General features: G+C 74.6%; 13 protein-coding genes. 7 read left to right on the top strand and 6 right to left on the bottom strand.

Annotated features, from left to right (window positions below):
- Nucleotides 1-19: 19 nt before the first annotated feature.
- Together ABZ261_RS22745 and ABZ261_RS22740 are read right to left on the bottom strand one after the other, a co-directional pair.
- The gene (locus tag ABZ261_RS22745) at nt 20-673 is read right to left on the bottom strand and encodes a TetR/AcrR family transcriptional regulator (RefSeq protein ID WP_356861932.1); all 654 of its coding nucleotides are present in this window, start codon (nt 671-673) and stop codon (nt 20-22) included.
- A 64-nt stretch (nt 674-737) separates the two neighbouring features.
- A complete protein-coding gene (locus tag ABZ261_RS22740; RefSeq protein WP_356861930.1) occupies nt 738-1,289 on the bottom strand; it encodes a hypothetical protein in 552 nt (183 codons plus the stop codon).
- Between the two features lie 151 nt (nt 1,290-1,440).
- Here ABZ261_RS22740 and hmgA point away from each other — a divergent pair, with 151 nt between their 5' ends.
- From hmgA to ABZ261_RS22725, 3 genes are read left to right on the top strand one after another with little or no spacing between them, the layout of a single operon-like run.
- Nucleotides 1,441-2,754, top strand: a complete 1,314-nt coding sequence (gene hmgA, locus ABZ261_RS22735; RefSeq protein WP_356861928.1) for a homogentisate 1,2-dioxygenase — start codon at nt 1,441-1,443, stop codon at nt 2,752-2,754.
- A gap of 45 nt (nt 2,755-2,799) precedes the next feature.
- Nucleotides 2,800-3,549, top strand: a complete 750-nt coding sequence (locus ABZ261_RS22730) for a GntR family transcriptional regulator (protein ID WP_356861926.1) — start codon at nt 2,800-2,802, stop codon at nt 3,547-3,549.
- Nucleotides 3,550-3,574: 25 nt separating this feature from the next.
- Nucleotides 3,575-4,768, top strand: coding sequence for a type ISP restriction/modification enzyme (locus ABZ261_RS22725; RefSeq protein ID WP_356861924.1), 1,194 nt, complete (start codon nt 3,575-3,577; stop codon nt 4,766-4,768).
- Between the two features lie 280 nt (nt 4,769-5,048).
- On the opposite strand, the gene ABZ261_RS22720 is transcribed toward ABZ261_RS22725, so the two are convergent.
- Nucleotides 5,049-5,759, bottom strand: coding sequence for a TetR/AcrR family transcriptional regulator (locus ABZ261_RS22720; RefSeq protein WP_356861922.1), 711 nt, complete (start codon nt 5,757-5,759; stop codon nt 5,049-5,051).
- Nucleotides 5,760-5,821: 62 nt separating this feature from the next.
- Here ABZ261_RS22720 and ABZ261_RS22715 point away from each other — a divergent pair, with 62 nt between their 5' ends.
- The 3 genes from ABZ261_RS22715 to ABZ261_RS22705 are packed head-to-tail and all read left to right on the top strand — an operon-like array spanning nt 5,822 to nt 8,797.
- Nucleotides 5,822-6,778, top strand: a complete 957-nt coding sequence (locus ABZ261_RS22715) for an ATP-binding cassette domain-containing protein (protein ID WP_356861920.1) — start codon at nt 5,822-5,824, stop codon at nt 6,776-6,778.
- A complete protein-coding gene (locus ABZ261_RS22710) occupies nt 6,775-7,554 on the top strand; it encodes an ABC transporter permease (RefSeq protein WP_356861918.1) in 780 nt (259 codons plus the stop codon). The genes ABZ261_RS22715 and ABZ261_RS22710 overlap by 4 nt, the downstream gene beginning before the upstream one ends.
- Before the next feature lie 46 nt (nt 7,555-7,600).
- On the top strand, nt 7,601-8,797 hold the full coding sequence (locus tag ABZ261_RS22705) for a CaiB/BaiF CoA-transferase family protein (protein ID WP_356861916.1): 1,197 nt from the start codon (nt 7,601-7,603) through the stop codon (nt 8,795-8,797).
- Nucleotides 8,798-8,854: 57 nt separating this feature from the next.
- Here ABZ261_RS22705 and ABZ261_RS22700 read toward each other — a convergent pair whose 3' ends face one another.
- The 3 genes from ABZ261_RS22700 to ABZ261_RS22690 form a co-directional block, all read right to left on the bottom strand.
- On the bottom strand, nt 8,855-9,124 hold the full coding sequence (locus tag ABZ261_RS22700) for a hypothetical protein (RefSeq protein WP_356861914.1): 270 nt from the start codon (nt 9,122-9,124) through the stop codon (nt 8,855-8,857).
- 126 nt (nt 9,125-9,250) lie between these two features.
- On the bottom strand, nt 9,251-10,063 hold the full coding sequence (locus tag ABZ261_RS22695) for an anti-sigma factor (RefSeq protein WP_356861912.1): 813 nt from the start codon (nt 10,061-10,063) through the stop codon (nt 9,251-9,253).
- Nucleotides 10,060-10,602 (bottom strand): sigma-70 family RNA polymerase sigma factor, encoded by a 543-nt coding sequence (locus tag ABZ261_RS22690; protein ID WP_356861910.1) that lies wholly within the window; start codon nt 10,600-10,602, stop codon nt 10,060-10,062. The genes ABZ261_RS22695 and ABZ261_RS22690 overlap by 4 nt, the downstream gene beginning before the upstream one ends.
- Nucleotides 10,603-10,812: 210 nt before the next feature.
- Here ABZ261_RS22690 and ABZ261_RS22685 point away from each other — a divergent pair, with 210 nt between their 5' ends.
- Nucleotides 10,813-12,354 carry a DUF4331 domain-containing protein gene (locus ABZ261_RS22685; protein ID WP_356861908.1) on the top strand — a complete coding sequence of 514 codons (1,542 nt, stop codon included), beginning with the start codon at nt 10,813-10,815 and terminating at the stop codon, nt 12,352-12,354.
- Nucleotides 12,355-12,384 lie beyond the last annotated feature (30 nt).

Below are 12,384 nucleotides of genomic sequence, written 5' to 3'. Positions count from 1 at the left end.
AGTCCCGGCGCCCGGCCGCTCAGTCGAGCACCCGCCCCAGGTAGGCCCGCAGCAGCTCCCTGGTCTCGGCGATGACCGCCTCGTCGCCCTGCGGATCGACGCGGAAGGCCAGTTGGACGAGGGTGTCCGCGCTCTCCACTGCGACCAGGACGATGCGGCGCAGGTCCTCGTCCGGGGTGCGGGAGAGATAGCCGGCCAGCAGGTCGGTGAGCAGGTCGGCGACCCGGGTGTTGGGCTCGCCGCCGCGGGCGCCGACCGGGATCTGGTTGCCGAAGTCGATCAGGCAGAAGCCGGGCTCGGTGCGCTTCATGGCCAGGTACTCGTCCAGGACGGCGTCCATGGCGGCCCGCCAGTCCCCCGCCCCGCCGGCGCCGGGACGGCGCGGGGCGCCCCCGCCGCCGGCCTCCTTCAGCCGCCCGCTGACGCGCTCGACGTACCGTTCGAGGTTGCGCTGGGCGAGGGCGTCGGCCATCTGCCGCTTGTTGCCGAAGAAGCGGTAGACCGAGCCGATGGGGACACGGGCGCGCTCGGCGACGGCACGCGTGCTCAGGGCGTCGTAGCCGACCTCGTCGAGGAGTTCGGCGCAGGCGTCCAGGATCCGGGTCAGCCGTTCGGCGCTGCGCCGCTGGACGGGGGCGCGGCGGAGCGATGTCGCGTGGGGCACGGGCCTCATGATGCCTTTCCGCAGGGGTCCGGTGAACCTCGCCCCCTGGTACGGGGAAGGGCGGGCCGTGCGCTCATCCGCCGGCGGCCGGGGTACGCCCGCCGGTCGCGGACCGCGCGGTCCCCGCCTCCGCGTCCGACACCGTGATGTCGGCGGTGCTCTGGACCGGTCTGCCGCGGACCGCCCACACGGTGCCGTCGTCGGCGTACAGCCGGGCGGTGACGCGGTGGGTGCCGCGCGGGACCAGCCGGCCGGGCAGGTGGTACGCCGGGGTGCGCAGCCGGGCGACCCGGCGGCCGTCGACGAGGAGGACGACGAGCCCGCGCCCGGTGACCGCCGCCGGCCGCGCGCCCGGCGGGGAGCAGCGGAAGCGGCGGAAGGCCAGCCGCACGTCCCAGCCGCCGGCCGGGTCGGGGGTGACCTCGACGCCGACCCCGGGCGCGTCCTTCCCGGCGACTTCGCGCAGATGCCGGCCGGACTCGTCGGTGTCGTCCAGGACCTTCCCCACGGGCGACGGCGGGGCCGTGCCCCCGTGCGCCTCGCCGGCCGCGCAGGCGCCGAGCGGCAGCAGGGCGCACGCCGCGAGTGCGGTGAGAGGTCCGCGCGCCCACTTCTTCCACGACATGGCGGGGAGCGTAGAACACCCTTCCGGCACGCCGGATCCACCTGAGGTCGGGTTCGCGCCCTACCCCGGGGGGAGGACCCGGCCCTCTTGCGCGGCGGCCCCCCTCATTCCTACGGTGTTGCATAGGAATCGGGGACGCAAGGGAGCGATCATGAGCGGGGACGCGCGGAAGACCGCCGAGGGGCTGGCGTACCTCACCGGGTTCGGCAACGAGCACGCCTCCGAGGCGGTGCCGGGCGCCCTGCCCGAGGGCCGCAACTCGCCGCAGCGGGCGCCGCTCGGCCTGTACGCGGAGCAGCTGAGCGGCACGGCGTTCACCGAGCCGCGGGCGCACAACCGCCGCTCCTGGCTGTACCGGGTCCGTCCCTCGGCCGCGCACCCGGCGTTCACCCGCACCGGCAACGGCGCGCTGCGCACGGCCCCCTTCACCGAGACCGTGCCCGACCCCAACCGGCTGCGCTGGAACCCGCTGCCGGACCCGCCTGCGGGCACCGACTTCCTCGCCGGCCTCTGGACGCTGGGCGGCAACGGGGACGCGGCCCAGCGCACCGGCATGGCCGTGCACCTGTACCACGCCAACGCCTCGATGGAGCGGGTCTTCTCCGACGCCGACGGGGAGCTGCTGATCGTGCCGGAGCGGGGCGGGCTGCTGCTGCACACCGAGTTCGGCCGGCTGCATCTGGAGCCGGCCCACGTGGCGTTGATTCCCCGTGGGGTGCGCTTCCGTGCGGAGCTGCTGGACGACTCCGCCCGCGGTTATGTGTGCGAGAACTACGGTGCGCCGTTCCGGCTGCCCGAGCTCGGCCCCATCGGCGCCAACGGGCTCGCCAACGCGCGGGACTTCCGCGCCCCGGTGGCCGCGTACGAGGACGTCGAGGGCCCGGTGGAGGTGGTGAACAAGTTCTGCGGCAACCTCTGGACGGCGACCTACGACCACAGCCCCCTGGACGTGGTCGCCTGGCACGGCAACTACGTGCCGTACATCTATGACCTGCGCCGCTTCAATGTGCTCGGCACCATCTCCTACGACCACCCCGACCCGTCCATCTTCACGGTCCTCACCTCCCCGTCGGACACCCCGGGGCTGGCCGGCGTCGACTTCGTCGTCTTCGCCCCGCGCTGGCTGGTCGGCGAGGACACCTTCCGGCCGCCGTACTTCCACCGGAACGTGATGAGCGAGTACATGGGCCTGATCGAGGGCGCGTACGACGCCAAGGCGGAGGGGTTCGTGCCCGGCGGCGGCTCGCTGCACAACATGATGTCCGCGCACGGCCCCGACCGGGAGACCTTCGACAGGGCCAGCGCGGCCGAACTGGAGCCGCACAAGGTGGACGACGGGCTGGCGTTCATGTTCGAGACCCGCTGGCCGGTGACCCTCACCCCGCAGGCGGCCGGCGCGGACCACCTCCAGCGGCACTACGACGACGTGTGGCGGGGGCTGCAGCGCCACTTCCGCGCGTCCTGACGGCGTCGTTGCACACGACGGGCCCCGACCGGTACGGATAGCCCCGTGACCTCCTTCGCTCCGGATTCGATCGTCCTGAACCGCAAGCTGCCGCTGTGGTACCAGGTGTCGCAGTCGCTGCGCGCCTCGATACTGGGCCGCTCACCCGAGGACCCGCTGCGCCTGCCCACCGAGGAGCGGCTGGCGGAGCACTACGGGGTGAGCGTGCTGACCATGCGCCAGGCGCTGAAGGAACTGGAGGACGAGGGGCTGATCAGCCGGCACCGCAGGCGCGGCACGTTCATCGAGCCCGGGGCGCGGCGCGGGGCGCCCGTGCGGCTGCTGGGCTCGGTGGACGCGATCGTGGCCCAGCAGTCCGGGATGACGACCCGGCTGCTCGACCACGGCCCGGCGCCCGTGCCGGCCGGGCTCGCCGAGTACTTCCCCGGCCTCGCGCAGGTGGCGACGTACCACCGCCTGCGCAGCGACGAGAAGACCGGCGAGCCGACCAACCACGCGGTCAACCACATCCGTCCCGAACTGGCCGCGCGCATCGACCCGGAGGACCTGGTCCGCTGGCCCATGACCAAGGTGTTGCGGGACGTGGTGAAGGCGGACATCGGCCGGATCACGGACACCGTGGAGGCCCGGCTCGCCGACCCGGAGACGGCACGGCTGCTCGACGTCCCGCTGCTCAGCCCGATCCTGCACTACACCGGCGTCACGTACGACACCGCCGGCCGGGTGCTCGACGTGGCCGTCATCCACTACCGGGGGGACCGTTTCTCGTTCACCGTCACGCTGGACGCGACCTGATCCACCGGGCGGCTCAGGCCGTACCATGCCCAGCGTGACGCACGACGACGCTCCGCCGCTGGCGGACCTCATGCCGTGGTCCGTCGCACCCCCGCGGGTGGGCCGCACCTGGCCGACGGCGCCGGACCCGGCCTCGCTGAGAGCCCGCTGGGACGCCCTGCTCACGGCCGAAGGGGCGGACCGGGAAGCCCTGTTCGAGCCGAGCCGCGCCCGCACGCTCACCTCGGCGGTGGGCCGGCTGCCCGGCCGGTCCGGCGGCACGGAGCGGCTGGCGCGCGCCGCGGGCCCCTGCGCGGAGCCGGTCCGGGTGCTCGCGGCTCCCTTCGACGAGCAGTGGCTGATCCCGGACCACCGGCTGATCGACGCGGCCCGCCCGGAGCTGTGGCGGGTGGCGGACGCACAGCAGGTGTTCACGGCGGAGACGGGCGACCCCGGCCTCCCGCTGCTCGCGACGCCGTTCCTGCCCGTCCTGCGCACCGGCCGCGTCCGCCCCCTCCACCGCCGCCCCGGCGGCCGGGAACCCAACCTGGCCCCCGGCCTGACGGACCTGCTCGCGGCCCGCCTGGGAGGACCGCCCCCGCCCGCCGCGGACGTGCTGGCCTGGATCCTGGCGGTCGTCCGCCCCGACCTCACCGTCCCGCTCACCGAGGACGCCGGCCTGTGGGCCGCGGGCGTGGACCTGGGCCGCCGCATGCTGCGGCTGATGCTGCGCGACGGCGAACGCCCCAAGCTGCCGGGCGGCCGCCGGCCGTACGTCCGCGCTCCCCTGCCGGGCCTCCCCTCCCCCCGGCCCCGCCCCGGCGGGGGGATCGCGCCGCTCACCCCGCACTACGACCGGGACGAGGAGACCCTGCACCTCGGCGAGGGGCGGATCTCCCCCGTGCCGCCGGAGGCCTGGGACCACGAGGTGGCCGGAGTCCGGGTGCTCGAGGTCTGGTGCGCGGCCCGCACCGCCCCGGCCGAGCCGGGCACGCTGGCCGCGATCCGCCCGGCGGCCTGGCCGCAGACCTGGACGTCACAGCTGCTGGAGCTGATCACCGTACTGGCGCTGCTGGCGGAGGTGCGGGCGCAGCGGGCCGAGTTGCGGGTGACGTCACAGATCACCGCGGCCGGCCTGCGGGAGGCGGGCGTCCTTCCGGCGCCCGAGCCGGCCCGCCGGCCCGCCTCGGTCCTGGACCACCGGGAGGAGGGCCCGGAAGGACAGCTCGCCCTGCTCTGACCTCCCCCTCCCGCGTCCCAGGCCGCCCGCCCGGGAGAGCCGGGCCCGGCGACGGCGCCGCGAAGGCGCGGGCCGCGTCCCGCGGCGCCGGGAACGCCCGCCGGCGACCGGCGCCCCCGGCCCGCCGGTGCGCCCCGGCTCGACCCGGGCGGGCCCGGCCGGCACAGGGTGCGGCCCGGCCGCCACGCGGCGACGGCGGGACACCGCGGCCCGGCGGCCCGCTGCGCCCGCGGGCGCCCGCGCCGAACCGGCACGCGGCCGCCCCCACCCCCGCCTCGGGTCAGCGCGGCGTGAAGGCGTCGAGGACCCGTTCCAGCGCCCGTTCGAACACCGCCTCCAGGTCGACCGGTCCCGCGTCCTCCAGGAACGCGGCGGCCATCCTGGGGTAGGCCCCGGAGGCGATCCGGCTGCTCAGGTAGGCGATGCGCGCCGCGTTCTCCTCCTCCTGCGACCACGGCAGGGCGCGGACCCGCTCGGCGGTGTCGAGTTCGTTGCGGACGTACGTCGTCACCACGCCGTTGAGCATGGCGATCAGCTCGAACTTGGTGCCGTAGGACGCGTCCAGCGGGTCCAGGCAGGCCAGGCAGTGCTCCAGATGGCGCAGGGCGTGCGGGCTGAAGCCGTACACCGGGGACATCAGCCGCGGCAGCCACGGGTGACGGTGCATCAGATCGCGCGTCTGCCGTGCCACCCGGAGCATGTCGGCCCGCCAGTCGCCGCACGGCTCCCACAGCTCGTGCTCGGCGGCGGCCGCGTCCACCATCAGCTCGTACAGGTCCTCCTTGCGGGGGACGTAGTTGTACAGCGACATGGTGCCGCAGCCGAGTTCGGCCGCCACGTGCCGCATCGACACCGCGTCGAGCCCCTGCGCGTCGGCGATCCGGACGGCCGCGGCGGCGATGTCGTCACGCGTGTACGCCGGTCTGGGGCCCCGGCCGGCACGCTCCGGGCGCGCCCAGATCACCTCGGGGGCGGCCCGTCGGACTGCCATCGGTCATCACCTCGCCACCATCCTAGTTACGTACGGCGTACGTAGTGCGGTAGGGTCAGCGCATGATTACTACGTACGCTGTACTTAGTGAGGGCCTGGAGAAGCGTTTCGGCGCCGTCCGGGCCCTGCGGGGGCTGGATCTGGCCGTCGCCGAGGGCACCGTGTGCGGGCTGCTGGGCCCGAACGGGGCGGGCAAGACCACGGCGGTGCGGCTGCTGACCACGCTGCTGCGACCGGACGCGGGCTCGGCGCGGATCGCCGGGCACGACCTGGTGCGGGAGCCGGCGGCCGTGCGCCGCCGGATCGGGGTCGCCGGCCAGTACGCCTCGGTGGACGGTGACCTCACCGGCCGCGAGAACCTCCGCCTGTTCGCCCGGCTGCACCGGGTGCGGGGTCCGGCCGCCCGCGCGGACGAGCTGCTGGAGCGGTTCGGCCTCGCGGAGGCCGCGGACCGGAAGGCGTCGGCGTACTCGGGCGGCATGCGGCGCCGGCTGGACCTGGCGGCGAGCCTCGTGCGCCGTCCCGACGTGCTCTTCCTGGACGAGCCCACCACCGGGCTCGACCCGGCCGGCCGCGCCCGCGTGTGGCAGGCCGTGCGGGACCTGAAGGAGGACGGCACGACCGTGCTGCTGACCACGCAGTACCTGGACGAGGCCGACCGGCTCGCCGACAGCATCGCCCTGATGGACCGGGGACGGGTCGCGCACACCGGTTCGCCGGCCGGTCTCAAGGCGCTCATCGGGTCGTACGCGGAGGCGGTGGTCGCGGACGGCGACGCGCTGGCGGGGGCGGCGGCCGTCCTCCACCGGCTGACCGGCTCCGAGCCCGTGGTCGACCGCGGACGCAACACCGTCGGCGCGGCCGGCGCCGACCGGACCCTGACCCTGCCCCGCCTGGTGCGGGAACTGGACGCGGCCGGCGTGCCGTTGCTGGACGCGAGCATCCGGCCGCCGGCCCTCGACGACGTCTTCCTGCGGCTCACCGGCGAACCCACCCACGGCAAGGAGCACGCGGCGTGAACGCATGGGCGTACGACGGACTGGCGATGACGGGCCGGCAGCTGCGCCGGGTGCGCAACAACCCGGGCCTGGCGGTCCTCACCCAGATGATGCCGGTCAACCTGCTGCTCTTCTTCGGCTACGTGTTCGGCAGCGCGCTGGCGATGCCCGGCCGCGAGTACCGCTCCTTCCTCGTGCCCGGACTGCTCGTCGCCACCGCCGCCGGCGGCCTGATGACCGGCATGTTCCAGGCCGCCCAGGACACCCACCGCGGGGTGGCGGACCGGTTCCGCACGATGCCGGTGAGCCGGGCCGCGGTACCGCTCGGGCAGGCCGTCGCGGACCTCGTCGTCACGGCCGTCGGGACGGTGCCGCTGCTGCTGGCCGGCCTCGCGGTGGGCTGGCGGATCGAGGGGTCCGCGGGCGGGGCGGCCGGCGGCGTCGGGCTGCTGCTGCTCTTCCGGTTCGCCTGCACCTGCGCCGGGATGCTCCTCGGCCTGCTCACCCGCAGCGAGGAGGCCGCGGGTCAGCTCGGCGCCGCCTCCTTCGTGCTGCCGCTGCTGTCCGACGCGTACCTCCCGACCGGCGGCCTGCCGGGCTGGCTGCGCGCACTCGCCGAGTGGAACCCCATCAGCGCCGTCACGACCGCGCTGCGGGACCTGTTCGGCAACGCCCCGGTCCCTGCCGGCGCCGCCTGGCCGGTGGCCCACCCGGTCGCCGGGGCGCTCGCCTGGAGCCTCGCCCTGACCGCGCTGTCCCTGCCGCTCGCAGTACGCCGGTACGCGCGCGGCGAGTGACGCCGCGCTGCTGACAGGGGCGCCGCTCAGGGGCCATGATCCCGGCATGGACCAGCAGCCCCTGCCCCTGGAGGGCATCACCGTCGTCGCCGTCGAACAGGCCGTCTCCGCGCCCTTCGCGACCCGGCAGCTCGCCGACCTGGGCGCCCGGGTCGTCAAGGTGGAGCGGATCGACGGCGGCGACTTCGCGCGCGGCTACGACACGGCGGCCCGCGGTCTCGCCTCGCACTTCGTGTGGTGCAACCGGGGCAAGGAGTCCATCGCGCTGGACCTGAAGGACCCGCGCGGCCTCGACGTGGTGCGGCGGCTGGTCGCGGACGCGGACGTGTTCGTGCAGAACCTCGCGCACGGCGCCGCCGCCCGGCTGGGGCTGGACGCGGCCGCGCTGTGCGCCGCCCACCCGCGGCTGGTCGCCGTCGACATCTCCGGCTACGGCGCTTCGGGGCCGTATGCGGACAAGCGGGCGTACGACATGCTCGTGCAGTGCGAGGCGGGGCTGGTGTCGGTGACCGGGACGCCGGAGCAGCCGGTGAAGGCGGGGATCCCGGCGGCGGACATCGCGGCGGCCATGTACGCGTTCTCGGGGGTGCTGGCCGCTCTGGTGCGGCGCGGCACGACCGGACGGGGCGGGCCGGTGGAGGTGTCCATGCTGGAGGCGCTCGCCGAGTGGATGGGGCATCCCCTGCACCACGCGCTGCACGGCGGCGAGCCGCCGGCGCGCACCGGGCTGGCGCACGCCGTGATCGCGCCGTACGACGCCTATCCGACGGCGGACGGCGGGCGGGTGCTGCTGTCGGTGCAGAACGACCGGGAGTGGCAGCGGCTGGCCGGGCAGGTCATGGGCCGCCCGGACCTGGCCGCGGACCCGGCGTTCGCCACGAATGCCGCCCGGGTGGCGCACCGGGAGCGCACCGACGCGCTGGTCGCGGGGGCGCTGGAGGCGCTGGGGAGCGACGAGGCCCTGGCCCGGCTGGAGGCGGCGGGCATCGCCTGCGCGCGGCTGCGGGACGTGCGCGGACTAGCGGAGCATCCGCAGCTGGCGGCCCGGGACCGGTGGCGCCGGGTGGGGTCGCCGGCCGGGCCGCTGAAGGCGCTGCTGCCTCCGCTCACGCTGCCGGGCGGTGAGGAGGCGCGGATGGGCGACGTGCCCGCACTAGGACAGCACACCGGGGCGCTGCTGCGTGCCGTGGGGATGACGGACGACGAGATCGCAGCGCTGCGCCGGGACGGTGTGGCGGCCTGAGCGCGGGCGCCCTGCGGCGGCCGGTCCAGGATCGCTCGGTGGCGGTCCGGCAGCCGGTCAGTGGCCGCCGAACAGGGAGCGGCGCAGCCGGCGCAGCGGCGCGAAGAGGGAGACGCGGCTGACCCGCGCGCCCCGGTCGCTGCGCTGGTGCACGGAGTCACGCGCCGTCAGTTCACGCATCAGCGAGATCGCCTCCACCGTCTCCCGCTGCGGTACGGCGGGACCCGCCAGCACCGACAGATGACGGTCGAGACGCCTGCTGGTCGCGCTGCTCCCGCAGGTGATCGCAGGAACCCTGGCCCTGCTGCGCACTGTTATCTGCTCCATGTCACTCCCCACCCGTACGAGTCCACCCGGCCCGGGCAGGGTAACCCTATCGTCCCGGTGCGGCACGCGTGCATCTCGGCCACAGGAATCACCTTCCCCTTAAGGGGGTTGACCATCCCTCGCCGACTACTCTCCGAATCCGAGCGATTTCAGGGTGAGTTGGACAATCGGCTGCCCGGTGGGCCGAGCTGACCCACCGTCAGGTTCGACAGTCACGGCGAGTGACGTCGAGGCGGGATCGAGGCCTCTGGCGACCAGGGGCGTGTCGGCCGCGAGGAGCCCGAGGGAACGCGGCTGCGCCCGGGGACGCATGAGCCAGAGCTGGTGCACGCGCCCGCGGGGCGGGGCGCCGTACCCGCCGAGGGTGACCACGGCCTCCCGGCCAGAGGCGGAAGCGATCACTCCGATACTGCGGCCCCGCGCGTCCTCGCTGCTCGCCGCGCGGGCGTCGGGAGCGGCCAGAACGTGGGCGATCTCACGTGCCCGGTCCCGCTCGGCGGCGAGCCGGCCCTCCGTCCGGTGTGCCTGCACCGCGAACAGGGAGGCCACGACGAGCGCGGCGGCGGCCGTGGCGGTGGCGAACGGGACGAGGAGGGGCCGCCGCCGTGCGGTGCGGGCCCGGCGCGGCGGCGGCTGCGCACCCCACACGTGCGGCGGCAGCTGGGCGGCGCGCTCCCGGGCGGGCGTCCGCTCCTGCGGGGTGGTGCGGACGGCGGCCAGCACCCGCTCGCGCAGGGCGGCGGGCGCCGGGGCCGCCGCGGACCAGGCGAGCCGCACCGCGTCCTCGGCCAGGTCCCGCACCTCGGCGGCGCAGCGGTCGCAGGACGCCAGGTGCTTCTCGAAGCGGCGCCGCTCCCCGGGTTCCAGGGCGTCGAGCGCGTAGGGCGCGGCGAGGGAATGCAGGTCCCCGCGGCGCAGCAGCTTGCCGAGGATGCTCATGCGGCGCCTCCCAGGCACTCGCGCAGCCGGGAGAGTCCGTCGCGCATCCGCGTCTTGACCGTGCCGAGCGGCAGCGAGAGCCGCTCGGCCACCTCGCGGTAGGTGTAGCCGTCGTAGTAGGCCAGGGTGACCGACTGGCGCTGCAGCGCGGTGAGCCGGTCCAGGCAGCGGCGCACCCACTCGCGTTCCAGGCCGGCCTCGACCTCCTCGAAGACGTGGTCGAAGGCGACGTCGCCGGCACGCAGGGCCTCGCGCTGCTCGCGCTCCCCGGCCGCGCGGGCGCTGCGCACCCGGTCCACGGCCCGGCGGTGGGCGAGGGTGAGCACCCAGGACAGGGCACTGCCCCGGCCGGGGTCGAACCGGGCGGCGGAGCGCCACAGTTCGAGCAGCACCTCCTGGGCGACCTCCTCGGACTGCGCGGGGTCGCGCACCACCCGCCGCACGAGCCCGTACACCGGCCCGGACACCAGCCCGTACAAGTCCTCGAACGCCCGCTGGTCGCCGCGGGCCACGAGCACCAGCAGCTCGTCCGCCTGCATGCCGGCCCCCTCTCCGTGGCCGCAGCCGGCCCTTCCCCGCGCACCGCGCATCCGCACCGAGACACACCTCCCGGAGGACTTACGGATCGGCGGGCCGAAAACGCGGGTCTCCGGGCGGCGAAAAGTTTTTTCCCCGCGGACCGATCCGAACGGCGCGCCCGCTCCGTATACCCGTCCGACAAAGGCAAGCAGGCACTGAGGACGGACGGCATGACACCTCTCTTCTCCAGGAGCGGCACAGGACGCACGGGCCTGGTCACGCTCATCTGCGGCGCGCTGGCAGCCGGAGGGCTCGCAGCCGCCGGCGCCGCCGCACTGGAACCCGGGGCGGCCTCCGCCTCCTCCCACCGGGAGGCCCCGCTGATCTCGGGCACCCCGCAGTACGACAACACCGACCTGTACGCGTTCGTCAGCCCGGACAAGCCGGACACGACGACGATCGTGGCCGACTGGATCCCGTTCGAGGACCCGGCGGGAGGGCCCAACTTCTACACGTTCGCGGACGACGCGCAGTACGACCTGCACATCGACAACAACGGTGACGCGCGGGGCGACCTGGTGTTCCGCTACACCTTCAAGACCCGCACCAGGAACGGCAACACGTTCCTGTACAACACCGGTCCGGTCACCAGCCTGGACGACCCGGACCTGAACGTCACGCAGACGTACGACATCGAGCTCATCCGGCTCAAGAACGAGCACGTGATGTCGAGGACGAAGGTCGCCGACGATGTGCCGGTGGCCCCGTCGAACGTCGGCAAGGCCTCCATGCCGGACTACGGCAAGCTGCGCGCGCAGGCCGTGTACCGGACCGCGGGCGGCGCCGCGACCTTCGCCGGGCAGGCCGACGACCCGTTCTTCCTGGATCTGCGCGTCTTCGACCTGCTGTACGGCGGCAACCTCAGCGAGGTCGGCCGGGACACCCTCAAGGGCTACAACGTCAACAGCATCGCCCTCCAGGTGCCGAACGATCTGATCCGCGAGTCCGAGCACCAGCCGGTCGTCGGCATCTGGTCCACGACCCAGCGCCGCAACGCCCGCGGTTACTACAGCCAGGTCTCCCGCCTGGGCAACCCGCTGGTCAACGAGGTCGTCAACCCGCAGAAGGACAAGGACAGGTTCAACGCGTCGCAGCCCGCCCACGACGCCCAGTTCCTGAAGAACGTGACCGACCCCGAACTGCCGAAGCTCATCGAGTCCATCTACAAGATCAAGGCGCCGGCCGGACCGCGCAACGACCTGGTCGACGTCTTCCTCAAGGGCGTCAAGGGCCTCAACCAGCCCCCGAACGTGCGGGCCTCGGAGGAGCTGCGGCTGAACACCTCCGTCAAGCCGAGCATGCACCCCAAGCGGCTGGGCGTCCTGGACGGCGACAACGCGGGCTTCCCGAACGGCCGCCGGCTCACCGACGACGTGATCGACGCTTCGCTGCAGGTCGTGGAGGGCGAACTGGTCGGCTCCAAGAACGATCTGGGTGACGCGGTCGACGAGAACGACCGGAAGTTCGAGAAGTCCTTCCCGTACGTCGCCGAGCCCACGGCCGGCTCGCGCGGCCGGCTCGCCAAGGGCACGACCGCGGGGACGGACGTCCGCAGCCAGCTCGGGGACGCCCTCCAGCCGGCCGGCTCCTCCGCCGCCGGGTCCGGCGACACGATGCTGATCGCCGCCTCCGCGGCCTCCGGCGCGGCCGGGATCCTGCTGATCGGCACGGCGTTCGCGTGGTGGCGCCGGCGCATGCAGCGCGCGTACTGACCCCCGCACCCCCAGACCGGCGCGGCCCGT

This window comes from Streptomyces sp. NPDC006193 (genome assembly GCF_040613915.1).
In the GTDB taxonomy this organism is placed as follows: domain Bacteria; phylum Actinomycetota; class Actinomycetes; order Streptomycetales; family Streptomycetaceae; genus Streptomyces.
The sequence above is the reverse complement of the archived record's forward strand: the minus strand, read 5'-3'. Positions and strand labels throughout refer to the sequence as shown.

What these genes read in the sequence shown, in the direction of transcription:
- ABZ261_RS22705 (WP_356861916.1), top strand. Translation starts at nt 7,601, where the DNA reads ATGGACCAGCAGCCCCTGCCCCTGGAGGGCATCACCGTCGTCGCCGTC.
- ABZ261_RS22700 (WP_356861914.1), bottom strand. Translation starts at nt 9,124, where the DNA reads ATGGAGCAGATAACAGTGCGCAGCAGGGCCAGGGTTCCTGCGATCACC.
- ABZ261_RS22695 (WP_356861912.1), bottom strand. Translation starts at nt 10,063, where the DNA reads ATGAGCATCCTCGGCAAGCTGCTGCGCCGCGGGGACCTGCATTCCCTC.
- hmgA (WP_356861928.1), top strand. Translation starts at nt 1,441, where the DNA reads ATGAGCGGGGACGCGCGGAAGACCGCCGAGGGGCTGGCGTACCTCACC.
- ABZ261_RS22745 (WP_356861932.1), bottom strand. Translation starts at nt 673, where the DNA reads ATGAGGCCCGTGCCCCACGCGACATCGCTCCGCCGCGCCCCCGTCCAG.
- ABZ261_RS22685 (WP_356861908.1), top strand. Translation starts at nt 10,813, where the DNA reads ATGACACCTCTCTTCTCCAGGAGCGGCACAGGACGCACGGGCCTGGTC.
- ABZ261_RS22690 (WP_356861910.1), bottom strand. Translation starts at nt 10,602, where the DNA reads ATGCAGGCGGACGAGCTGCTGGTGCTCGTGGCCCGCGGCGACCAGCGG.
- ABZ261_RS22725 (WP_356861924.1), top strand. Translation starts at nt 3,575, where the DNA reads ATGCCCAGCGTGACGCACGACGACGCTCCGCCGCTGGCGGACCTCATG.
- ABZ261_RS22720 (WP_356861922.1), bottom strand. Translation starts at nt 5,759, where the DNA reads ATGGCAGTCCGACGGGCCGCCCCCGAGGTGATCTGGGCGCGCCCGGAG.
- ABZ261_RS22715 (WP_356861920.1), top strand. Translation starts at nt 5,822, where the DNA reads ATGATTACTACGTACGCTGTACTTAGTGAGGGCCTGGAGAAGCGTTTC.
- ABZ261_RS22740 (WP_356861930.1), bottom strand. Translation starts at nt 1,289, where the DNA reads ATGTCGTGGAAGAAGTGGGCGCGCGGACCTCTCACCGCACTCGCGGCG.